19 protein-coding genes are annotated in these 24,391 nt (G+C 40.8%); 10 read left to right on the forward strand and 9 right to left on the reverse strand.

All coding sequences use genetic code 11. The features are described from left to right. Positions 1-459 precede the first annotated feature (459 nt). Together mnmG and AOM43_RS06345 are read left to right on the forward strand one after the other, a co-directional pair. On the forward strand, positions 460-2,298 hold the full coding sequence (gene mnmG, locus AOM43_RS06340) for a tRNA uridine-5-carboxymethylaminomethyl(34) synthesis enzyme MnmG (protein WP_006341440.1): 1,839 nt from the start codon (positions 460-462) through the stop codon (positions 2,296-2,298). A gap of 7 nt (positions 2,299-2,305) precedes the next feature. Next, positions 2,306-3,067, forward strand: coding sequence for a lipoate--protein ligase family protein (locus AOM43_RS06345; protein ID WP_006341439.1), 762 nt, complete (start codon positions 2,306-2,308; stop codon positions 3,065-3,067). On the opposite strand, the gene AOM43_RS06350 is transcribed toward AOM43_RS06345, so the two are convergent. From AOM43_RS06350 to rpsT, 6 genes are all read right to left on the reverse strand, one after another. Next, positions 3,025-3,726: a phosphocholine cytidylyltransferase family protein gene (locus tag AOM43_RS06350; protein WP_006341438.1), complete on the reverse strand. Its 702-nt coding sequence runs from the start codon at positions 3,724-3,726 to the stop codon at positions 3,025-3,027. The genes AOM43_RS06345 and AOM43_RS06350 overlap by 43 nt on opposite strands. A gap of 15 nt (positions 3,727-3,741) precedes the next feature. Then, positions 3,742-5,388, reverse strand: a complete 1,647-nt coding sequence (locus AOM43_RS06355) for a CocE/NonD family hydrolase (protein ID WP_006341437.1) — start codon at positions 5,386-5,388, stop codon at positions 3,742-3,744. An 88-nt stretch (positions 5,389-5,476) separates the two neighbouring features. Beyond that, positions 5,477-5,995 (reverse strand): HAD-IA family hydrolase, encoded by a 519-nt coding sequence (locus AOM43_RS06360; RefSeq protein WP_264358349.1) that lies wholly within the window; start codon positions 5,993-5,995, stop codon positions 5,477-5,479. Then, positions 5,976-6,152, reverse strand: coding sequence for an HAD hydrolase-like protein (locus AOM43_RS13935; protein ID WP_264358350.1), 177 nt, complete (start codon positions 6,150-6,152; stop codon positions 5,976-5,978). The genes AOM43_RS06360 and AOM43_RS13935 overlap by 20 nt, the downstream gene beginning before the upstream one ends. 215 nt (positions 6,153-6,367) lie before the next feature. Continuing rightward, positions 6,368-7,726: a phosphoglycerate transporter protein PgtP gene (gene pgtP, locus AOM43_RS06365; RefSeq protein ID WP_006341434.1), complete on the reverse strand. Its 1,359-nt coding sequence runs from the start codon at positions 7,724-7,726 to the stop codon at positions 6,368-6,370. Positions 7,727-7,918: 192 nt separating this feature from the next. Next, complete coding sequence (gene rpsT, locus AOM43_RS06370) at positions 7,919-8,209, reverse strand: 30S ribosomal protein S20 (RefSeq protein WP_006341433.1); 291 nt, start codon at positions 8,207-8,209, stop codon at positions 7,919-7,921. Positions 8,210-8,450: 241 nt separating this feature from the next. Here rpsT and AOM43_RS06375 point away from each other — a divergent pair, with 241 nt between their 5' ends. After that, on the forward strand, positions 8,451-9,983 hold the full coding sequence (locus AOM43_RS06375) for an NADAR domain-containing protein (RefSeq protein WP_059359501.1): 1,533 nt from the start codon (positions 8,451-8,453) through the stop codon (positions 9,981-9,983). A 56-nt stretch (positions 9,984-10,039) separates the two neighbouring features. Here AOM43_RS06375 and AOM43_RS13940 read toward each other — a convergent pair whose 3' ends face one another. Further along, the gene (locus tag AOM43_RS13940) at positions 10,040-11,095 is read right to left on the reverse strand and encodes a collagen-like protein (RefSeq protein WP_013925563.1); all 1,056 of its coding nucleotides are present in this window, start codon (positions 11,093-11,095) and stop codon (positions 10,040-10,042) included. 219 nt (positions 11,096-11,314) lie between these two features. On the opposite strand from AOM43_RS13940, the gene AOM43_RS06385 reads away from it, so the two are divergent. The 4 genes from AOM43_RS06385 to AOM43_RS06400 are packed head-to-tail and all read left to right on the forward strand — an operon-like array spanning position 11,315 to position 16,086. Beyond that, positions 11,315-12,721, forward strand: a complete 1,407-nt coding sequence (locus AOM43_RS06385) for a TolC family protein (RefSeq protein WP_158308670.1) — start codon at positions 11,315-11,317, stop codon at positions 12,719-12,721. Continuing rightward, positions 12,712-14,196, forward strand: a complete 1,485-nt coding sequence (locus AOM43_RS06390) for an efflux RND transporter periplasmic adaptor subunit (RefSeq protein ID WP_226987430.1) — start codon at positions 12,712-12,714, stop codon at positions 14,194-14,196. The genes AOM43_RS06385 and AOM43_RS06390 overlap by 10 nt, the downstream gene beginning before the upstream one ends. Beyond that, the gene (locus tag AOM43_RS06395; protein ID WP_006341425.1) at positions 14,193-14,870 is read left to right on the forward strand and encodes an ABC transporter ATP-binding protein; all 678 of its coding nucleotides are present in this window, start codon (positions 14,193-14,195) and stop codon (positions 14,868-14,870) included. The genes AOM43_RS06390 and AOM43_RS06395 overlap by 4 nt, the downstream gene beginning before the upstream one ends. Beyond that, positions 14,860-16,086 carry an ABC transporter permease gene (locus AOM43_RS06400; protein WP_059359503.1) on the forward strand — a complete coding sequence of 409 codons (1,227 nt, stop codon included), beginning with the start codon at positions 14,860-14,862 and terminating at the stop codon, positions 16,084-16,086. The genes AOM43_RS06395 and AOM43_RS06400 overlap by 11 nt, the downstream gene beginning before the upstream one ends. On the opposite strand, the gene AOM43_RS06405 is transcribed toward AOM43_RS06400, so the two are convergent. Further along, positions 16,083-16,925 carry a competence protein CoiA gene (locus tag AOM43_RS06405; RefSeq protein WP_059359506.1) on the reverse strand — a complete coding sequence of 281 codons (843 nt, stop codon included), beginning with the start codon at positions 16,923-16,925 and terminating at the stop codon, positions 16,083-16,085. The genes AOM43_RS06400 and AOM43_RS06405 overlap by 4 nt on opposite strands. 452 nt (positions 16,926-17,377) lie before the next feature. Between AOM43_RS06405 and AOM43_RS06410 the strand changes: the two genes are divergently transcribed. Further along, positions 17,378-19,018: an RNA polymerase sigma factor gene (locus AOM43_RS06410; protein WP_006341421.1), complete on the forward strand. Its 1,641-nt coding sequence runs from the start codon at positions 17,378-17,380 to the stop codon at positions 19,016-19,018. 59 nt (positions 19,019-19,077) lie between these two features. After that, complete coding sequence (locus AOM43_RS06415) at positions 19,078-21,309, forward strand: ATP-dependent DNA helicase (protein WP_006341420.1); 2,232 nt, start codon at positions 19,078-19,080, stop codon at positions 21,307-21,309. 216 nt (positions 21,310-21,525) lie between these two features. On the opposite strand, the gene AOM43_RS06420 is transcribed toward AOM43_RS06415, so the two are convergent. Beyond that, positions 21,526-22,899: a hypothetical protein gene (locus AOM43_RS06420; protein WP_059359508.1), complete on the reverse strand. Its 1,374-nt coding sequence runs from the start codon at positions 22,897-22,899 to the stop codon at positions 21,526-21,528. A gap of 404 nt (positions 22,900-23,303) precedes the next feature. Between AOM43_RS06420 and AOM43_RS06425 the strand changes: the two genes are divergently transcribed. Beyond that, complete coding sequence (locus AOM43_RS06425; protein ID WP_039377759.1) at positions 23,304-24,338, forward strand: FAD-dependent oxidoreductase; 1,035 nt, start codon at positions 23,304-23,306, stop codon at positions 24,336-24,338. Positions 24,339-24,391: the final 53 nt, after the last annotated feature.

The following is a 24,391-nucleotide window of genomic DNA, read 5'->3' on the forward strand; positions in this document are numbered from 1 at the left end:
AATTGAAAGCATAAATAAAATAAAAAAACGTTTGATCATCATTTGGGTAGCTCTTCTTTAGCTTTCATACATGCAAAAGATTTTAGAAATATTCCCTATTTTAACACTACCTCTTTCCCTCGATAAAGATTTTGTATTTGAGAGGCGATATGCGGAAAAATAGCCCTTTACTTTTTATTATTGTTTGAAATACCATACGTGGGGTGAATTCAACACAAATGCTTTACTTTGCTTCATTTGCGCAAGCACAGCATTTCTGTGATTTATTTTAATCGTGATCTAACTGGAGACAATATGTCGTCTGTAAAAAAGAAGAGAAAGGCGAAAATATCCAAGCATAAGCGTAAAAAACGCAGCCGCCGCGATCGTCATAAAACCAAATAGGTAGTCTTTCCTTCCCGCAAACGACTTAATGCTGCGCGGGAAGGAAAAACGTTCCTTTGCATCAAGTAACTGAATATGTGGAAATTTCCAAAAAAATACGATGTCATAGTCATGGGCGGAGGCCACGCAGGTTGCGAAGCCGCTTTTGCTGCATCCGGCATGGGTGCTCAAACACTCCTACTCACCATGAATCTCGATACAATCGGGAAAATGAGTTGCAATCCTGCCATTGGCGGAATTGCGAAAGGACACATCGTTCGTGAAATTGATGCCTTAGGTGGCATCATGGGGAAAGTGACGGATGTCACTGGCATCCAATACCGCATGCTCAATTCTACTCGAGGACCTTCTGTATGGGCCCCCCGCGCACAAGCGGACAAAAATGCCTACCAAATGGAAGTGAAATACCGCCTCGAGAAACAACCTAATTTAGAGATCAAACAAGGCACTATTGAGGATCTGATCGTTGAAAATGATCGCATCCAAGGCGTGATCACTAAAGAAGGTATCATCTATTACACCTCGACATTGATCATCTCTTCAGGAACTTTCTTACGCGGTCTTCTCCATATTGGAGAGACAAACTATTCGGGTGGCCGCGCGGGAGATCAACCTTCAGTCGGACTTTCGGCTAGTCTTGAAAAATTCGGGTTTAAACTTGGTCGCTTAAAAACGGGCACTCCACCAAGAGTCAATCGCCGTTCGATCGATTTCAGCTTAACTGAAGAACAACCTGGTGATCCAAACGTTAAATTTTCGTTTGATGAGGTGGAGCGTCCTCGCCTTCCGCAAGTATCTTGCCATATTACTTATACAACGGAAGAAACCAAGCAAATTATCTTAGCGAATATTCATCGCTCACCCATGTATTCGGGCCAAATCAAAGGGATCGGCACGCGTTACTGCCCTTCGATTGAAGATAAAGTTGTCCGCTTTTCTGACAAAGAGCGTCACCAAATCTTTTTAGAACCGGAAGGCTTGCAAACAGAAGAGATCTATGTCAATGGTGTCTCATCCTCGCTTCCTTTTGATGTTCAGCTTGCTTTTATTCAGAGTATTCCTGCGCTTAGAAACGCAGAAATCATGCGCCCCGCCTATGCGATTGAATATGATTATGTGACTAGTGGGCAGATGACTGCTTCTCTAGAAACAACACACCTAGAAGGGTTATTCTTAGCGGGACAAATCAACGGAACTTCAGGCTATGAAGAAGCTGCGGGCCAGGGGTTAATTGCTGGGATTAATGCCGCGAGCAAAGCTCTAAGTCAACCACCTTTAATTCTAAGCAGAAGCGAAGCTTACATTGGTGTCATGATTGACGACCTGATCACAAAAAAACTTGATGAACCGTATCGGATGTTTACCAGCCGTGCAGAGCATCGCCTTTTACTTCGTCAAGATAATGCAGACCTCCGTCTCCGCCATTATGGCTACGAAAAAGGGATTATCAATACTGAACAATATGCGCGCCTGCAACATAAAAAAAAAATGATGCAGGAAGAAACAGCACGTCTTGGAAAAGTCTTTAAACAGTTAAATGGTAAGGGTTATTCTTTAGCACAGCTTCTCTGTAGACCTGAGATCACCTATCAATCCTTATTGAATGACTATCCCGATGATGTGATTGATCATGGTGAAGATATCAACATGCAAATCGAATTGGATCTTTCTTATGCCGGCTATATCGAAAGGCAAAAAGGAGAAGTCGCCAAATTTGAGCATCTTGAGAATATCCGCATTCCTGAAAAATTCGACTTCTCATCTGTTTCAGGTTTGCGCAATGAGGCAAAAGAAAAGCTGAAAAAGCACTTTCCTTTTACTCTTGGACAAGCTTCCCGCATTTCAGGAGTATCCCCTGCTGACATTTCCATCTTGATGATTGCCCTCGCTAAACCTCGCACAATAGAAACTTAAGGCATCCATGCAAGGATTAAGTGCATTCGAAAAACCACTCATGCACATCGCTTTTTTAGAAGGCTGCTCAATCTTTCAACAATTGCAAATTGAAGAAGCATTGTTAAGAACAGATTCGCGCAATTGGTGCTTGCTTAATGCGTCTGTTGAACCGGCCATTGTGATGGGCATTTCAGGACAAGTTGAGCATCTTCTCAATCTTTCTAAACTCGAAGAAACACCCATTCCAGTCATTCGTCGCTATAGTGGAGGAGGGACTGTTTATGTGGATGCAAATACCTATTTTGTTTCTTTTATTGTACAAAACAATCTTTTACAAGCACCCGCCTATCCTGAGCATATCCACCAGTGGGCTAAGCGTTTTTATACAAATGTTTTTTGTGGGGAAGAGTTTCAACTACTCGAAAATGATTACGTATTTGGAACTCGCAAGTTTGGAGGCAACGCACAGTACATTCGACGTGACCGCATCTCGCATCACACATCTTTTTTATGGGACTTCGATCCGCTTGCAATGGACTATTTACTTCTACCCAAAAAGACCCCTAATTATCGTAACGCGCGCGCGCATACCGATTTTCTCTGCACCCTAAAAGAGCAATTTTCCACAAAAGAACAGATGGAAGCACAAATGCTATCAACATTGCATCAGCGCTATGAAGTAACTGAAATTCCCCTTGAAGATTTGTTGGAAATCCAAAAAAAACCTCATCGACAGGCCACAAATTATGTGGATTTGTCCTCTTTCATCCAATCTGCTATTAGTTGATTAGCCTTTTGCAAATCACGTGGAAAATCAACCTCTATACAACGATTGGCTGCAATTTCTATAGGTGCCACTCGCATCCCAGAATCTATGCTCCATTGAATGGCCTTTTCAAAATACTCTTTATCTGGACACTTTTTAAGATTTTCACGGAGCAAAGGCAAATCCTGCTTAGAGACAAAATTAATCCCTACCGCTTCTCCTTCGGGATACTCCACTTCTTTTGAAATTTCGATAATCAAACGACCTTCTTTGGTACGATATTTAACTTCTTCTTTCCCCACAATTTCGATATTGACCGCCATGCAAGTCGCACGATAGGCTAGAACCTTTTCAAGCACAGAAGGATGGAAGACCACATCGCCATTCATCCAAAGAACATCATCATCAATTTTTTGAAATGCGCGCCATAGACTTTTTGCCGTATTTTCCTCGGCAAAATGGGCATTATAGACAAATAGGGCATCTGGAAAGGCATCTAACACCTTTTCTTTCTGATATCCCACCACGATTAATGTATCGTGGATGGAAAGATAGGGAGCTAAGCGCTCTAGTTGTAGCTCCAGAATCGATTGCCCATTTAACAACTTAGTCAAAGGCTTGGGACCCTGTTCGCTTCCCAGCCTTTTCCCTGCTCCAGCAGCCAAAATAACCGCTTTCATGCGCTCGCCTTTTGTTTATTTATCCACAACTGGCAAAATGATGCATGAAGGACACTCATTTCCCACATGGATCGCATTGCGCGCGATTGTCGATTTGCCTGAATATTCTCCTAATAACCCAATATTAGGATTTTTTTCAAAGCGTGGATAATTTGAGCTCGTAATGACAACACGTACCGAGTGGCCTTTCGCAAAAACCTGGCTAGTAGACCACAGATCTACTTCAACCTTTAAAGGTTTAGAAGGATCCAAAACTTCATCTTTTGAATGAATCCCTGGGCGATATTGACCATCAGCAATCAGAATGCTTTTTCCATCTGGGTAAACGTCACTTAAACGCACGGAGACATCCGTATTAGAAACAGAAGAAGTTAGATACACCTTTGCCGTTAATCGACCCGTAATTTCCAAATCTTCTTCAAGAGGGGCGGAAGTAAAAACCACAACGTCGTCTCTTTTTTCAATTTCACGTTGATCTTTAGGTCCCGATTCCAAAAACAAATTCCTTCCACCAATAGTCGGAACAGGATGATTGGGATCGTAAAAATAAGTCAGACTTCCCTGATTTGTCGATAGTGTACTTTTAAGCGCTTTATCTTGCGTGAAGTAAAAAGGCGTTTCTTTTGCAGCAGGCGGCCATTGATCGGCTGATTTCCATGTATTCCCTTTTGAAGGCGTTCCATCAAACGGCCCCATCACATAATAAAGCACAGTTGGCCAGTCATTGGCATTGTTCTCATCTTTTAAGTAAAAATCCAGCCAACGTTCTGGCGAGACGTCAACAGGAGGAGCAATGCCTGCAACAGGAACTTGAAAGTCCCCCAAAGCCATAGTCAATGGCCAAAAATGATGCCAAGGACCAATCACAAGCTTTTGCTTACCTTTGGCCCCCACATTTCCTTGCTCTTGCCGAGAAACAAAGGCATCAATCGTTCCTTGAATAAATGTATCAAACCACCCGCCATACAATACCCCTGGGACGTTGACTTGATGAGCCACGTCCATGGTATTCAGTTGCTTCCAAAAATCGTCATAGTGAGGATGAGTGCAAACATAACTGTGTACACCTGGATCACGAGCACAGTAGCCAAGCCAACGTTCTGCCTGGTTTTTTAAGAGTTGCCCATTGGGATAAGTGGCATGGTGATACATACTCGCAAGCCCAAAACGCACATACTGGCATTTTAAAGAGGGAGGCGCAGAAGGTGCCATAAGTAATTGGGTGATCCCCATCGCTGATGTTCCGATTGTGCCCACTTTCCCGTTTGCCCAGGGACATTTTGCTAGCCCTTCAACCGTGTCATAGCCGTCTTGCAATTCACCCCACCCGTCTGTTAGAAAAGGAAAAGATTTGCCTTCAGGATCTAATCCACTGCGCGTCGTTTGAATGGCGACTACGTAGCCACGCTCTTTTAATGGCACATGTGCCAATGCAAAAGGCGTTGTCGGTCCTGCTGGATTGCGCAAGAGAACGCAAGGAAGTTTTTCAGATTCATAGTTGGACGGGAAATAAATCGCAGTAGGAAGCTCTCTTCCATCCCGCATTCTAATCATGATCACTTGATCGGGCTCAGGAAAATTGAAGCCTTCTCCACATAGAAAAGCTCCAGATAAACAAAAAAATAAAATAAAACAAACGTGAATCAAACGCTTTTTATCCACAATAACCTCAAAATGCTAAAAGAAAACAACTTCTTATACCATCTTTAAGCCCAAAAGAGCACGTAAAAAAGTGGAATTTTGTCAATTTTTATGACGAGAGAAAATGTTTTTTTATCCATTCAAGCAATTCATTTTGATGATAAACCATGGGAATGTCATATGGTATGACTTTTTGTTGATACCAATCATAGCCTGCATGACTACCGCCCATAAAACCCACTACATCCATTCCGGCAGTTAAAGCCGCCTGAATGCCGGCTGAGCTATCTTCTATCACAAGGCATTCTGCGGGAGCACATCCCATTTGATTTGCTGCCAATAAAAATAGATCGGGAGCCGGTTTTCCCCGACTCACTTGCTGAGAAGAAAAAATCGCTTTGGTTTCAAAAAATCGGATTTGATCGGTGATTTCTAAGCTGCGAAAAATGCGCTCTTTGGAACTACTAGAGGCGACACAACGCATGATTGACTGCGCTGTCAAAAATTCGAGAACAGGCTCAATAAGCGAGCACAATTCGATTTTAAACGCTTCTAAAACAGCCGTTTGTTGTTCTGAGAAAAAATGAGGGGAAATCTGGCATCCGGACTCATTCAAAATTTTTTTCACACACACTTTTTGTGCTCATCCCCACAAATTGCTTAATACTTTCTTCTGCCGTAATGGGATAACCAATTGCTGTGAAAGCCTCTGCATCAATACGATTCGCAATCATCTCGCTATCCACTAAAACACCATCGCAATCAAAAATAACCAATTTATACATCGCAATGTCCCTATTTTTGTTTTTGTGGAATACCCCCCGCGCACTCCGCCCCGTGGATCATCCATATCTTCCTTATAGCAAGGAATTAAACGCAGATCCAAGTGCATAATAGACTGACCAGCAACCCCTCACCCATGTTGCATTCACCTGGATTATCGTGCACATCTAAACTTCATGGCATTGAGCCCTTATTAAATCAATTTACACGCCTCTCCTTAAGCAGTTTCTGCCGCTGAATCATCCGTTGCAACAACTTTTCCTCGCTCAGTCACCGACCAAGACGGTAAAAGCAGTAAGATGGAAAGAATACCACAAGCAGCTAACGAGATAAAAAAGCCTGACCAGCCAATATCTTGAGAAATTTTTCCTAAAGGATATCCAGAAGCTGCAGCCCCCATATAAGCAAACCACCCAGCAAAGCCCGTCGCTGTAGCTGCCGCTTTTCTATGAGATAGTTCCGCACATGCCACGCCAATTAATAATTGTGGTCCAAATATCGCAAATCCCAGAGCTAACATCGAAATGGAATCTAACCACGGATATCCTGCAGGGACTAGCCAAAAAGCTAAAATTGCCAAGAGCATTAGAGCGGAAAATAGAACGTTAACAGGCCCTCTTCTTGCTGAAAAGAAATAATCAGAGGCCCAACCCGCCACCAAATTCCCAAAAAAGCCACCGACTTCAAATAGCGAGACACATCCGTTCGCTTTCAATTGTGTATACCCCTTAACTTCAATGAGATAAAGTGCGGTCCAATCGTTAACCCCCGTTCTCACAAAATACACAAAAAAATAAGCAAAGGATAAAAGCCAAATCATGGGATTTTTTAGAATGTATTCAACGAGAATTTCTTTTGTCGAGATTTTTTTCTCATCTTTTTCATCAACCTGCCCTTCATTGCGAAACTTTTCAACGGGAGGTAAACCGATAGATTGAGGTGTATCTCTAAGTCGATTAATGAGAAAAAAGCCAGATAAGATACAAATTATCCCCGGTACGTACATCCCCGCACGCCAGCCACCAAAATAATAAATGCAAAAACCGACAATCCATGGAATCAAAAAAGCCCCGACATTATGAGAAACATTCCAAGTCGACCACCAAGAACCTCTTTCGGAATGGGAATACCAATGCGTTAAAAGACGCGCACAAGGAGGCCACCCACAACCTTGGAACCATCCATTCAATCCCCAAAATAAGACAAACAAGAAAAGCGACGATGACATTCCAAACAAAATGTTAATCACACCTGTAATCATTAACCCAATTGCCATAAAGTAGCGTGCATTCGATTGGTCAGATATAATTCCGCTAGCAAATTTACTTGTTCCATAAGCAATGGAAAAAACACTCGCTAAAATCCCTAGCTGACTTTTGTCATAGCCCAACTCAGCAATCATACCCGGCATAGCGAAAGTAAAGCTTTTTCGAGTGAAATAAAACAATGCATATCCAATAAACATCGAATACAAAATGCGGATGCGCCAATATCTATATTGCTTATTAATTTCTTCAGGATCTTGAATTTCTGGAAGAATCGGGGCGGGTTCCAAAAATTTGGGCAGAAACCTCATGCACAACTCCAAAAAGTTAAAGGTAAATGATCGTACTCTTTTTTAGCCCCTATACTTAATAATGTTCAAGCACTTTGGTCTTTCATGTCGAATAACTGAAGGAAATAAACGTCAAAGAATAAGAAATTTAAGAAGGGGGAAGACATACAAAAATAAAGCCCGCATGTAGAAACATGCAGGCTTAAAATTGAATTATGCAGGAATTGCTGCGTGAGCTGCCAAACGAGATTTTGTACGGCTAGCTTTATTGAGTTTGTACACACCCTTTTTTACGCCTTTATCCATGAGGCTATACACTTCATTCAAGCGTTCTGTAATTAAAGCAGGATCTTTTTTCGCAACAGTTTCTTCGAATTGGCGAATTGCTGTACGAACGCTAGACTTAAACGCTTTGTTTCTCAAACGACGTTTTTCGTTCTGCAAATCACGCTTTAGGGGTGTTGGGACTCTTTCTTTTTTCTTAACTGGAGCTTCTTTAGCCATTTTTCCTCTAAATTTTAGTTAAATCATGAAATTTTTTTAGGATTTAAAGAAATTGAGTATACCCGTATTTGCAAAATTCGTCAAAGTGTAAAATTCCTCGACGTCTCCAACTAAAGAAAACTCCAAATAAAAATATATCGCTGACTTCATTCTCTTTTACTTTCGTTTTTGACAAACGGCAACAATTTAATATATAATACATGTAAATTATAATTTAATAATAATGAGGATCAATAATTTTATGAGTATACAAAACAGTGTAAACGCTATATTTACATATACTAATCCTTCTAATGATAAACCCCATGTATTGCGCCTGACGAAAGATAAAACCGGTAATGAACAACTAAAAGCAGAGAAAAAAAATGCTTTTACTCGCTTTAAAATGTTTCTCGGCTTCAAAAGCTATAACCTAGATAAGATTGTCAAATTTGTTGAAAAAAACCACATTTCACTGGAAAATCACAACAAGAAAATGAACTGGAATGATTTTTACGCAAAAATCGGCACAAAAATTCTGATTCACAATAAAAATCATCCCAAACATCTCGTGAAAATCTCAAACGTTTTTGCAAATGCTTTTGGAGGGATTGAGCCTAAAATTCGTGAAATGATCCAGGAGAAATTAGATGGAAAGATCGGCAAAGACGCATATGATCAAGTAATGGAGCTAGTTGACAAAGCATTTGCCAGCGAAAACCCACAGCAAACAATGAAGAATGGCCTTTCATCACTAATTATAGGCTCAAAAGATTACCGCGCTATTAAAAACCATAAAATCATTGAGCTTTTTAGCTCGGTTAATCCAACAGCTATCTCTGAAGATAAAATCAGAAAGATTTGCCAAGATTTAAACATTGATCCTCGATCAATTGGGCATGTTATAGAGGTTTATAACCAAGTAAAAGATTCTGAAAATCCCATACAAAGGATGAAGGAAGAACTTTTTCTCATATTGGAGGTCGATGAAACAAATAAGCTTGTTGGCCAGCTATTTGGAAAGTCTGAAGACCCCGATCCCTTTTTAAAAAGTGGAAGCTCATCGAGCACCAGTAGGAGTACCAATGTGCCAACTCAAACACTAAAAGAAAAAGAAATTAGCACCATAGCTGCAGCATATGGTTGGATTGGGTTTTATAAATCTGGGCCATCTGAATTTCTTGGAAATTTTGCCCTTTGCCCTAATAAATTATCTGTTTTTGGAAAAAAATTCGATTGTGCTGAAGCCGCTTTTCAATGGAGAAAGTTTGACCTGATCATTCAACAAAATAAAGGTCAACCCGTAGCTAAAGAACTGGAAAAAGCGATGAAATCCACGCAGAACAACTTCTTTACTTCGGATGGAGAAGGTGCCTTCCAAATTAGCAGAAGACTAGATGAGATTGCCTGGAAAAAGTATAAAATATCTCCGGTCAATTGGCGAAATGGGGAAAGAGATAAGGCCATGTGGGAAATCTTAGAGAATAAGTTCAAAGATCCAACTTTTAACGGCTTACTCCGCGCGACAAACGATGCCTATTTGTTAGAACACAATAATAAGACAGGCAAAGATTATTACTGGTCTGACAACAATAATGGAGAAGGTTTTAACATGTTAGGAAAAATGTTGATGCATATCCGAGATCGTCAATCTATGCCTAAATTTGCCCCCCTGGATCCAGCTGACCCTGAAAAAAAGCGATTCTTGAAAGATACAGAAGATCCTGTATCAGGCTATGCAAATTTGGCTAAGCAAATGTTCAATAGCTTTAATCCCCCTTACTCAATTCACTAAAGCAAAAGACCTCTCCTGACAAACCTGTTAGAAGAGGTCTTTTATCATTCTATGGATTATTGGGGAACTGTTCCCGCTGGTCCATAATCATATTCGGCAGCAAATTGTGTTGCAGGCGCCAATGCACCTAGAGTAATCGCCAAGGGAACTGCAACAGTGATTGTTGATGCCGGCGGTCTAAAGGCCACAACGTTATTCTGTAAGCTCAAGCTCACGTTTAACAACGCCGGTGCTGTTTGCACACCCATTGTGTAGTTTCCAAACACTGGATTGTTCACGACAATCTGTCTGTTTTGCAAAATAATGATGGTCGGATCAAATGGTAGTGCAGTCAATACCGTACCATCTGGTGTCACCACGTAGGGAGTTGGTCCAACACTAAATAAACCTAATCCAAGTGTCATGTTGAAGTTAAAGGTTAAGCTTGCTCCAACATCCGGTGTAAAGGGATTCGCTCCTGTAGCACCCGTTGCCCCAGTCGCACCTGTTGCTCCGGTAGCTCCTGTCGCCCCAATAGCGCCCGCTGCTCCAGCAGGTCCAGTTGGCCCTGTCGGTCCAGCTGGTCCTGTCGCGCCTGTGTTACCGGCAATCCCTTGAGGTCCCTGAGGCCCAATCAATCCTTGTGATCCTGCGGGTCCTTGTGCTCCTACAGGCCCTTGAGACCCTGTGGCACCGGCTGGTCCTGTCGGTCCCGGGGGCCCGCCTGATGGACCTGTTGCTCCAGCTGGGCCTTGTGCCCCAGGATCACCCTGCGCCCCTGGAATTCCGTCAGAACCTCTGCTCCCCCTTCTTCCATTTCCTGAAGCATACCCAGCAATTGCACCTGCAGCGGCACCTAAAATGATACTACTAATGATTTGCCACCGAGAAGAACTTCTGCAGCAAGGATCGGGTTGAGGACAACAAGGATATTCACATCCAGTGGATTGAGATTCCGGATTATGCATAAATTGAGGCGGCACATTCGCCGGATTTTGAGCTTCATCTCGAAATTCGCAATCGTACGGGGTTGCGTATTCAACTCCATGAAGATTTGTTGGTAGATTTAAACAAAGTGTAGAGCATATGGCTAATATCCCCATTCCCTTGTTTAATATTTTGGCTAATTTCACACATAACCTCCTTGTTTTTCTTTTGTGTAAACCAGCATATAAAGAATTATTTAAATTAAAAAAATATTTTTATCGTTTAGTTTTTCATTTCCTTTGAAAACTAGATATTTATGGAACAAAAAAATTTGAAAAAAGCATTCCAGAACAAAAAAGTTTACACAAAATCAGTTTTATTTCTAGGATACGCATTAATTAATGTCACAAAAGAAAAACTTTCGTATGACCAAAGCTTACATCTGCTTAATCGCGCTCTTTCATTGCTTCTTTATGCCTTTATATGGAGACGAAAAGTGCATTTTAAATTTAACGATTGAAAATGCAATTAACTTAGCCTGGGAGAGAAATCAAAATGTTTTAGATGCTTACGCCAAATTAGAATCGGCGGAACTAGGTGTTGAACTGCACGAAAAGGAGTTCGGCTTAAAAGTTTTTCGACGTGGAGATATTGGCTATGTAGGGGGAGGTAAAACAGGATCTGGCGCGACCATCGGGGGAGGAATCGATCTTGTTAAAAAATTCCCCTTTGGAACTGAAATCACCATTTCTCCATCTCTTATGAAGGCTGCTCATAAATATGACTCTCTCTTCCGCGCATGTATCTCTCAGCCTCTCTTTAGAGCTTTTAATTACGATTACTTTTTATCTCCTCTGCATTCATCCCAGTTTTCTGTACGCACAGCAACCCGTTCCTTGCTTCTGACACAAATCAATATCATGATTCAAATTATCCAGTCACTCTATGAAGTGGTTAAACAAGAAAAAATGTTGGTGCTGGATACGGAATCTTATGAACGTTTAAAAAAATTTACCGATGCCACACGTGTTAAAGAATCCATTGGATTGTCTGACGCGCTCGATGTCTATCGCGCCGAAATTGAACTCCGACATGCTCAAGATCAAAAAGAACAATCCAGAGAACGTTTACAAGATGCTAAAGATCGTGTCAGAGAACTTCTGTTTTTGGATTGCGATCAAGAATTTGAAGCCAACGTCTCTCTCGAATACTCTCCAGTTGATATCTCAATCGATGAAGCCATTAAAACAGCTTTAAATAAGCGTCTAGAACTCGAGCAAGCACATGATTATGTCTGCGAAAGCAAACGAATGGCAAAAATAGCCAAAATCAATCTAACTCCAGACTTTAATTTTTTAGTCGATTACAGCTCTTCTGCTCGAGATGAGATTTTAACACGTACATATTCAGGAAAAAGGGAAAGCAAATGGGGGATTGGATTGACCACTTCCACAGCAAACTTTGACAATTTCCATGAGAAAAATGCCTACGAACAAAGTCAAATGAATGTCGATAATGCCAAACGTAATTTTTTTATGGTTAAAAATAATCTAATCCTAGAAATCAAAAGAATGATGCGAGCACTGGACCGTACGCTAGATCGGATAGCCTCCCAAGAAAAACAAATTAAAAACTTTCAAGGAGAATATCATCTAGCTAAAGCAAAGTTTGAACATCGAATGGCCAACAACTTTGATGTTATTCAAGCCGAAAAATCAACACGTATGGCACAAAACGGTTTGATCAGTTCCATTATCGAACACATTATAGAAGAATATCGACTCCTTGCAGCAATGGGGGTTTTAATTGATAGAGAAGAGACATGTCGATGAAAAAAGTCTTGTTTGGATTAGTCAAGTGGAGCTTTTTTGTAGGGGGCTTAGCGACTTGGATCTATTTTCTTTCCCTTCAAGAGCATCCCTATCCTCCTAAATCTAATCTTCCAGAAATGATGACTTATGAAGTCAAAAAAAGAAGTTTTGCAGTGAATGTTGAAACCACTGGCGAGCTAGAGGCTGCTCAATCCACCTTAATCGCCTCCGCTGTCAGAGGGGATTTAGGAAAAATCATCTATTTAATTGCCGACGGAACAAGTGTCCCTGCAAATAAATTGCTGGTCAAGCTCGATGCCACACCTTTCGAAGAAACTATTGAAGACCTCGAACAGCAAGTTAAAGAGCAGGAAAGCAAAATTCTTGGCCTGAAGCATAAGCTAGCATGGGATATTTCCGCAGCCGAACATGATCAAAAAATGGCTACCCTCGAAGAAGACACGGCTCATTTAGAAATTAAAAAGATTATTGAAGGAGATGGTCCCCTTGAAAAGGCAAGACTGCAAGGACTTGTCCAAAAAGCGGCCATCAAATACGAAGAGATGCAAGGGTATGCCAATGATCTAGAATCTCTTGAGCAACAAGGTTTTCTAAACCCTAGCGAAAAAAGGCAGGCAGAAAAAAAACTGAATGAAGAGAAGGAAGCCTACGAAAATGCACGCATGCAGTACGAAAGCTATGTTAATCACGTGCTCCCCATGCAAATCATGAAAGCAGAAGCCGCCTTAAAACGGGCGCGCTCAACGGCCGAAGAAGCAGCACGTTCAACAGCTTATAATATCCAAACGACCCAATTCACTCTCGCCCAAGCTGAACAGCAGCTCACACACCTGCATGAGTCTCTAGAAAATGCTCGCAAAGAACTCAAACATACCGAAATTCTCTCCCCTTATGAAGGAATGGTTGTACATCGAGAAGACTTTAGACAAGGACAACGACGTAAACCACGTGTGGGAGACAATGTTTTAAAAAATCAGCCTATTATGGACCTCCCCGACCTTAATTCGATGCTCGTTAAAACGCGCATCCGTGAAATCGATTTACATAAGGTAAGCATCGGTAAACAGGCAACCATCAGTATTGACTCTTATCCCAATCTTTTCTTCTCCGGAAAAGTACATGCAATTGGGGTCCTCGCTTTAACAGATATCACCAAAATGGGTGATGAAAAATACTTTGATGTTACCATCGCGCTCGATAAAAATGACTCTCGCTTAAGACCCGGAATGACGGCTCACGTCACCATCCACTCAGATCAGATCGACAATGCCTTAACCATTCCAATCTATGCCCTCTTTGAAATGGAAAAACAACATTATTGCTATCTCTCGTCAGAAGACGAGTATCTTTGCCACCCCATTTCAGTGGGGAAAGCCAATCAACAATGGGTAGAAATCTTAGATGGATTGAAAGAGAATGATGTGATTTGTCTAAGTGAACCTCCCTCTTATACCAAAACCGAAGAGCCATTATGACAAAACCTTTTGCCATTCTGAAAGAGATTGATAAAAAGTTTGTCATGGGTGACACAGAGATCCATGCTTTAAAAAATGTGTCTTTAGAGCTACATATCGGCACTTTGACCGCAATTATGGGACCGTCTGGTTCGGGCAAATCCACCCTAATGAATATTTTGGGTTGTCTCGATCCACCAACGAAAGGCGAATATTTTTTAATGGATCAAAATGTCGCGCACTTGAGTGACATCACCCTTTCGACCATTCGGGCAACCCAGATTGGCTTTGTTTTTCAGTCATTTAATTTAATTTCTCAGTTAAGCGTCTATGATAACGTAGCGCTGCCTTTTTTATATCAACCACATCCGAAAGAGGTCAAAGAGCGCGTTTTATATGCAATTGACAAAGTCGGCCTTTCCCATCGTCTGACACACCGTCCCAATCAGCTTTCTGGGGGTGAAATGCAGCGCACAGCTATTGCGCGTGCTTTTGCGATTAACCCAACCTTTATCTTGGCAGATGAACCTACAGGAAACCTCGATACGGAAACAGGCAATTCCATCCTCACCCTTTTTGAAGATCTCAATCAACAAGGGGTCACCATTTTAATCATTACGCACGATCCGAGTGTCAGTACACACTGTCAAAGAACAATCAAAATGCGGGACGGACAAATCATCCATGATCAATGACATTAAGCAAGGAATCCGTTCCCTCCTCTTACAACGTTTACGCACATTTTTAAGTGCCTTAGGAATTTTTTTTGGTGTCGCTGCTCTCATTGCCATGCTGGCAATTGGGGAAGGCGCAAAACAAGAAACATTGCGGCAAATTGAACAGCTTGGGATGAATCACATTATCTTGCGCCAAACCGACTTAACAGAAGCACAACAGCAGGAAAGGCAAAAGCAATATGTGAAAGGCTTAACACTCATGGACGCCCAGATCATTTCCAACCTCTCCTGCATCTCTGCAAACGCCTGTTTTAAAGTCCTCAAGGGAAATTTGCAAATTGAAAACCAAGCTTTTACACCCGAAATTTTAGCCGTAAGCCCTTCTTTTTTTGAACTCAAAGGCCTCGACGTTAACCGAGGACGCTTACTTTGCCCTTTGGACCAGCAACAAAAACAGCATGTTTGCATTTTAGGCTATGATGTGGCTAAAGAATTGGGAAAAAAAGGGCACGTTTCTCAAAACATTTCGATCGATCATATTTCGTTTAAAATTGTGGGGATCCTAGACCACAAGCACTGGATTCCTGGAAAAACGAACGTGATGACTTCACGCAATTTAAATCGAATTATCTATGTCCCACTGGGCATTGATAAAACGCTTCCGCGTAAAACTTGGTTACACGATGATGCCCTTACAGAGATCGCTTTTCAGGTAAAAAGTAATCAAGATATCAACCAAACGGCCAAAACGATTCACCATATCTTAAATCGCACCCATAAAGGAATTGAGGATTATCAAGTCGTGATCCCCCAAGAGCTTCAGCATCAAGCTAATCGCACACAAATGACATTCAATATTGTTCTTGGGAGTGTTGCGGCGATTTCTCTTCTCGTCGGGGGGATTGGAATTATGAATATCATGTTAGCAAACGTCACAGAAAGAACCAGAGAGATCGGAATTCGTCGAGCTGTTGGAGCGAATCAGTACCATATTGCGAAGCAATTTTTAGTGGAATCTCTGCTTTTAACTCTTTCTGGAGTTTTTTTAGGAATTTTGGGTGCTCTTGCTCTCACAGAACTGATTACCTATTATGCAGAATGGGAATCCTTGATCACCCTTTGGTCTGTCTTGCTAGCCGTTAGCATGGCAACTCTTGTGGGTTTATGCTCTGCACTTTATCCTGCTGTTAAGGCGGCTCGTATGAATCCGATTAATGCTTTGCGCCATTTCTAGTTGGAATGTTTTTCTAAGAAAAGCTGAAAAACTAAACGATAAGGGCGCATTATACAGAAGTATAGTGCATATTTCGCGGCCTGAATCCACGTTAGCGGTTTCGTCTCATTTTTTTGTTCGATTGAGATGATTTCTTGAAAATCATAAGCTTGATTAAAAAATCGGGTTACAAGATCTCCTTCGAAATGTAAATGCCACGTTTCCAAACGCTTTTTCAAGAATTGGGGAAGATTTTTTCCGGATTCGTTGAGTAAAGTAGGCAAATTCAGCTGGACTTCCACTGGTTTCATCCGCTTTTTTCGTACCCCCCTTTCAATCGAGGCATAGCAGTCATAAATCATCCCCTTCCCTTCCTTATTCATGTTGGTAAAATAATGGGTTTGATCCTGTAAAAAAACTTCTGCAGCACATAACTTCCACCGATTGAAGGTTTTCTCATGCAAAATCCAAATAATCTCATAACCGCAACTTCGATAATCCTGGCATCGATTTTGCATCTCTTCTTGTGTAATGGGTGAACATTGCACTTCGAAAATCAATTTTTTAGATTTCCAAACCACATCCGCGATGCGAGAAACGGTAGGAAAAGGACATTCAAGCACACAATCATTTTCGGGAAGTAAGCGATAAAGGTAGGTTTGAACCTGGATATGCTCCATGCTTTTGCGATGCAAAGAGCAGGCTTGATTGATTTGCAAATGATAGTAATGCTTCTGTCTGTGACGGCCACCTCTTAATCGAACGGCCTTTTGACATTCCAAACAAATATAATCGCAATGTTTTTCAGCATGAACCGCGGCTACTAATTGATTGTGAAGATTGAACGCAAAAAGTTGCATAATGCACCTCATATGGCTAGTAAACACACCGATTAGTCAAAAACTTTTATACAAATACTTAAAATAATCTTGAGATTAATCTCCAACTCTCTATAATGCAATCAGCTCAACCTTGACAAAAACTACCCAATCGTCACAAAATTGCTCTACTGATTTTTCGGGCGAACGGAAAAAACAAACGTATATTGATGAAGGATTCATCGCATTTTGTCAAGATGAATATTCAAAGAATTATTCGAATAATGGTAACCTACAATGGTGCTGTGTCTCTTCTACAATTGAGGATGTTAATTGAACAAAAAACTTGCGTCTAACTTTAAATCCTCCTCTTTCGATTTCTCACTCAGACACGATCTGATTTCTTATTTTCGCACTTTTCGCCCTTTTTTTGAATTTATTGTTCGCATTCCTGAATAGGAACTGCGCCTGGAAACAAAAACTTTTAGGAAAACATGAGCAAAGTAAATTTTTCACAAACATTCTCCCAGCATCACCAACAAAAAGTTGATGAACTTGTCTCGCTTGCAAAAGAACAGGGATACATCACCTACGAGGAAATTAACGAAATCCTCCCAATGACTTTTGACAACGCAGATCAAATTGACCAAGTCCTGATTTTCTTAAGCGGGATGGATGTTCAAGTTCTGAATCAAGCGGAAGTCGAGAGGCAAAAAGAGAAGAAGAAAGAAGCCAAAGAAATGGAAGGGCTTCCTAAGCGATCTGAAGGTTCCCCGGACGATCCTGTTAGAATGTATTTAAAAGAAATGGGATCTGTTCCTCTCCTCAGCAGAGAAGAAGAAGTGGAGATTTCCAAACGGATCGAAAAAGCGCAAATTCAAATCGAACGAATCATCATGCGTTTCCGCTATTCCACAGCCGAAGCCATTTCGATTGCCTCTTACCTTATTCAAGGAAAAGAGCGCTTTGATAAATGCATTACAGAAAAAGAAGTGGTCAATAAGCAAGAATTTTTGCACCTCCTTCCAAAGCTTTGTGATCTTTTAAAAGATGAAGATGCCATTCTAGAACAGCTTTTACTGAAGCCACTCTCAGAAACATTGGAAGAAGACATTGAAAAATGCCGAATCCGCACACAAGCCTATTTACGTAGACTCCACTGTCGACATAACGTCATTGAAGACTTTGGTGAAGTGATTTTACGGGCTTACGACCGTTTCTTAGCCCTTGAAAAAGATATCAATGAGCTTAAACCACGTGCTGAGCGTAATAAATATGCCGCTGCAAAATTGAATGCAGCCAAGCGCAAGCTCAAAAAACGGGAATTAGCGGCGGGACGTTCTTTAGAAGATTTCAAAAAAGATGTGCGCATGCTTCAACGTTGGATGGATAAAAGCCAAGAAGCAAAAAGAGAAATGGTTGAATCCAACCTGCGCTTAGTCATTTCGATCGCCAAGAAATACACAAACCGCGGCCTATCCTTCCTTGATTTAATTCAAGAAGGCAATATGGGTCTGATGAAAGCGGTTGAAAAGTTTGAATATCGTCGCGGTTACAAATTTTCAACTTATGCGACTTGGTGGATTCGACAAGCCGTTACACGTGCCATCGCAGACCAAGCAAGAACAATCCGTATTCCGGTGCACATGATCGAGACGATCAATAAGGTCTTGCGCGGCGCAAAGAAACTAATGATGGAAACTGGTCGTGAACCAAGCCCTGAAGAACTCGCTAATGAACTTGGCATTACAGCTGAACGTGTACGTGAAATCTACAAAATTGCCCAACATCCGATCTCGCTACAAGCTGAAGTAGGTGATGGCGGTGAAAGCCAATTTGGGGACTTTCTAGAAGATACAGGAGCAGACTCACCCGCGGAAGCAACTGGCTATTCCATTTTAAAAGACAAAATGAATGAAGTATTAGCCACATTGACTGATCGCGAACGCAAAGTTTTAATTCAACGTTTTGGCCTTTTAGATGGCAAACCCAAGACTTTGGAAGAAGTGGGCGTTGAATTTAATGTAACCCGTGAACGTATTCGTCAAATTGAGGCTAAAGCCCTGCGAAAAATGCGCCACCCAACGCGTTCTAAACAATTGAAAGCGTTCCTAGATTTGTTAGATGTCGAATAAACATCGAATTTCCGGCTAAGTCAGTATCCTGGCTTAGCTCCATTTCCCCAAAGGTTCCCATGTCTTCCCGCAAACTAGATATCGAACAAGCCCTTTCTCTTTTAAAAAAAGAGGGTTTGCTAGCCCGTAGCGTCAAAGGTTTTGAGGTACGTGAACCTCAAATCAAAATGATGGAAAATATCCTCCAAGCCTACAATCAAGGGGAAATTGCACTCATTGAAGCGGGAACAGGTACGGGAAAAAGCATGGCTTATCTGATCCCAGCTATTTTGTGGTCACTTCAGAATAAAGAACGCACCCTGATTTCTACACACACAATTACTCTGCAAGAACAACTCCTTTTGAAAGACATCCCGACTCTTGTCAAAGCATTGGGTGTTGAAATCCATGCTGTCTTGGTTAAAGGAATGAGCAACTATTTATGTTTAAGAAAATTAGAAGAAGCTCGCCAGGAATTTCGTCTACTACCCGACCAGGAAAGCCAAGAACTTGAACAAATCGAGGCCTGGGCAGAACAAACAACTGATGGTTCTCGATCTAGCCTACATTTTGTCCCCTCGTCTACCACATGGGAAAAGGTTTGCGCAGAAAGCGACACGTGCAATCACATGGCCTGCCCTCACTATAAAGACTGCCATTTTATTAAAGCTAGACGAGAAGCTAATGAAGCTCAATTGTTAATTGCCAACCACAATATGCTTTTTGCAGATCTTCTCTTTAGAAGTGAGAATGAGCACTTTGATGATCCTGCATTGCTTCCCACCTACCATCGGATCGTCATCGATGAAGCCCATCATATTGAGGATATTGCTACAGACTTTTTTGCCGCACGTGTTTCACAGATTGGCATTCTACGCGTCATGGCCCGACTCACAGCTGAAAAACAAGGGAAAGTGCATGGTAAATTACCACTGCTAAAAGAAAAGATCCAAGAATGCTGCAAAAAAAATGCCACGCATGAGGTCAATTCCCTTTTAAATCGGCTTCAAATTGATTTGCCTGCGCTCCGAAAAGATTTGCTGAAATTTATTGTCGACGCTTTTCATATCTTTGGTTCTTTTGTGCAAACGCTCCAATCTCCTTACGCTTCCCAAGATCAAGACTGGAAAGAAAATAAGCTACGCCTTCTCCCCTTCCATGTCACGCACCCAGACTGGAATCAAAAAATTCTACCGCATGTTAAACTCACGCTAGAAGAAGCTCAACGCTATACTACAGCTCTTTCAAGTCTGGAAATGGATTTAAAAGCTTTAGATAACGATCAGCTAAATGAACAAACCAAGGGGATTCGATTCGACATTGCCGCATTATCGCAACGCCTCTCCCTCTTCACAAAAGCCCTAGAATCCTTTACCTCTTCAGAATTTTCTCCCTCAAAGGTTCGTTGGATTGAAATTCAATCGACGAGAATGATTCCATCCATTCAACTTGTACATGCCGATTTAGATGTTTCTCAAGCACTTGTAGATTATTTGTTCAAACCTTTTTCGACCATTGTTTTATGCAGCGCTACATTAACGACCAATAATCGCTTTGATTTTATCCGTAAGCGCCTTGGCCTCACAGCCGAGGCTCTGGCCAGTCGATCCATTAAAGAAGAAATCTATGGATCTCCTTTTAACTACAAAGAACAAGCCATGCTGGTTGTACCTGTGGATTTGCCAGAACCTGCCCATCCTAAGTACCAAGAACAAGCCTGTGAAAAAATTTGGCAAGCCCTTCAATCAAGCCGAGGAAATGCCTTTGTTTTATTCACTTCTTATACACACCTAAAAACATGCTATCAGATACTGCAAAAAAGATTAGAAGACAATCGCTTTCGCTTATTTAAACAGGGTGATGACAATCGTCAATCCCTACTGCAGAAATTTAAAGCTGCCGATCGAGCTGTTTTATTTGGAACCGATTCTTTTTGGGAAGGTGTGGATGTGATCGGCGAAGACTTGCGCTGTGTCATCATCGTGAAATTACCATTCAGAGTACCCAATGAGCCATTGATTCAAGCAAGAGCCGAAGCTATTTCAGCGCGCGGAGGTGATCCTTTTGGAGAGTATGCCCTTCCTCAAGCGATTATGAAGTTCAAGCAAGGTTTTGGAAGGCTGATTCGGGATAAAAATGATCGCGGGTGTGTGGTTTGCCTAGATTCTCGGTTAGTATCAAAATCTTATGGTTCTTCATTTATCAATAGCTTGCCTCCATGCCAGGTATTGCTCACACAAAGTGAGCATGTACAAATGAAGCTGGATGAGTTCTATAAAAGAACCTACCATTTTGTAAAAAACAAGCAGTAATTAAGTTCCTTAAGCAAGAAGACGTTATCTTAGTGCGAGCTTCTTGCTTTCAATTAATTTCTTATATCACCAGAAAAAAAAGCTCACTTCACCTTTGAATGCCTACTCATCAATAGTTGCTAGCCAAGCCAAACATTTGATAGTGTCCATAACCATTAAAATGAAACAGGCTTCAAAAAGAAGCCTGAAATAATAATACTAATGGACCCGCTTTGGTTAGTTAAGAATACGTTGAACAAGATGAGTTTGAATTTTGCGCAACAAATCTTGCGAGCTTGTTGGCAACTGCTTTAACTGGCCCAAACGTACTTGGAATTCATGGAGTTCTTGCTGAGTTTGAAGAGAAGAAGGATTTTGAACAATGGAGAATAAATCAGCTAAAGAAGCATCTTCAAAGCGACTCTCGTGAAGCGAATTATGCAAATTCTGAATTTGAGCAATGGGAGGCAATCTTAAAAAAGCATCTTGCCTTAGACCCTGAACAGCAACTCTTGGGGTGAGTTGATCTGGCATCTGAAGAATGCACTGAAACATTCTAGATCCTTTGTTTTGCATAATCTTCGTGTACAGTTCTCCGATTTGCTCTCTAATCCCAGTTTTGATTCTTTCTTTCTCATCGTCCATGTAGCGTTCAAATTCCCCTTTCCTCTGACAGATTGCAATAACGTCGTCCTCCACTTTTGCAGTAGGGACTTCAAATTCCCGCTTTTTCTTATTTATTTCTTCAAAATGTTTATCAAACATAGGCAAAGCAATTCGATCGATTCTCCCTTTTTGATCAAATTTCATGATTTTTCGAAGAACAGCTAAGCGAACCTCATGCATAATCGAGAGAGAAAAATCTACTTTAATCTTGTAAAGATTTTCAAGCGCAAAATTGTTACCCTCTCTTACATAACGTCTTTCATGGGAATCAAATTCAGAAAATAAATGCATATCTATCAACCTTGCTCGCACATCTTTTTGCAAAGAAGCAATATCGGCTTCAAATCTTCCTTGCTCGTAATAAGTGAGGCTCATTTCTTGCATAAATGGGCGAATATCAACACTCATATGAATCACATCTCTTATAGTATTTGGAATACGTGTGAAAGATTCTAGAGGTGTTACAGGATTAACCGGAATGGGATGTTTAATTGGACACTCCGCAATCTGATAATTTTGTATAAGCCTTTGATCATGGAACATTTCTCGACAAGGCAGACATTTTTCGTAAGAATTATAAAGATAAGAATCAAGAAAATAAGAATTAAGAACCTTTATAAGAACTTCACGCAAGAGAACAACATCTTTCAATTCATGTGTTTTATAAATTTTATATAAAATTTCTAAATATTTAACACGATCGTCAATTGACAGATGGGGATTCTCAATAAAGGTTTTTCCTTCGTGATCTTGCTCTAGTAGATATTCTTTTCCTCCATAAAGATAAATGCCCTCATAAACGCTCAATTGTTTTATAAAATCACGCTTATCTTCCTCACTGCGAAAGGATTTCACTCGTTCAAGCAAAGAATAGGAATAATTAATTGCAGGTGGAAAATAACTTGGCTTAGGATAATAAGAACCGTAATCAGAAAAATTATGCATGGGTATTCACCTTTTTAATTGTTAAACGATAAATAATAATAAAGATTATAAATAAAATAACAATAACTTAAAACTACAAAAAACCCAACAATAAGAAAGCGGACTAGTTCTTAAATTTTTCAATTAATTGAATTTAACATTAAAAATTTCTGAAAAAAAAGATATGTTTTTCAATAACCACACATGACCCCTTTAAGTCTTAGGAAATAATCTGCGTACAGTTATGAAGACTCCTCATCTGGATGTCTTGAATCCCCTCCAAAGTAAAACATGAGTCGCAGAAAACGCTTATCTAACATTGATTGCTACCCTCCAAAAAGTGAGCGGTCCATCGAGCTCCTCTTTCTTAAGATTATAGTTTTTTGTTAGACTCTATTTTATCACAAAAAAATGAGAGGAAACCGATGACACAGCTTAAGAACATGTTATTTGTGATTTTTTTATTGATGTATACAATTGCCGCACATTCCACAGATGTGCTGATCATTGGCGGAGGCCCCTCCGGTCTTGGTACCGCCATTGAAGCCTACCAAAAAGGGATGAATGTGAGAGTCGTGGAAAAGGAAAAAGACTGCCTCCACGCTTATTGGGTTTTTCTTACAAAAGCTTCTTTATCTTTACTAGACAAGTGGAAGGTGACAATTCCTGAAATGACAATGGTCCAATTTGAGGGCAAATCAACCGGATTAGTCCAAATTAAGTATCTTAACCGAGCTCTCAAAAATCGAGTCAAAGAACTAGGAATTGAAAGAACATTGGGAAAATTCATCGCGGTTGATGAAAGTAATTTTACTGCTGAGATAAACACACTTAATGGAAAAATATTCATTCCTTACGATTTTATCGTCGCTGCCGATGGTTCTCAAAGCCACTTACGCAAGCAATTAGGCATGGACTGCGATCCCTCTTATCAAACAGTAGGAGCTTGGGCCTTCTTCCCATTCGACAATTCGGGAGGGGCTATTACGTCAGAAATTATTGATCAGCAATATTATTATATCCGTCGAATTCTTTTGCCTGGAGGAAGTGCAATTAGCCTGCAGGGTGTATGTTATGATCCTAAGTTTTTTTCAAATTATACACTTGCACAATTTCGAGAAAGGCTTCTGGCACAAGGCTGGACTTTGGAAGCAGAAATGATCCGAGCCAGAAACCCTAATGTTATTTACGAAAATAATATGAGTGTCTTTTTGCAAAAAGCTCAAACCTTCTCCAACAAAGAAAGTCGGATTCTTCTTGTGGGAGAGGCCGCGGCATCTGCAACTTTCTTTGACTGTATTGGATTAAATACAGCCTTACAAAGCGCAGTCTATGCGGGAGATTTTTTTAGCAAACCCTATAAAGATAGATCCTATAAAAAATTTAATCAAAAAATGGAAGCGGCATCGAAGCAATTGCTCGATTACAGCGCCTACTTATTTTCACAATGCGCGTCCTAATGGATGTTCATGATATAGTAAGATTTAATTGGCTTTTGTTTTAAAAATTAACA

The sequence above is a fragment of the Parachlamydia acanthamoebae genome, assembly GCF_000875975.1.
GTDB classification, from domain to species: Bacteria; Chlamydiota; Chlamydiia; order Chlamydiales; family Parachlamydiaceae; genus Parachlamydia; species Parachlamydia acanthamoebae.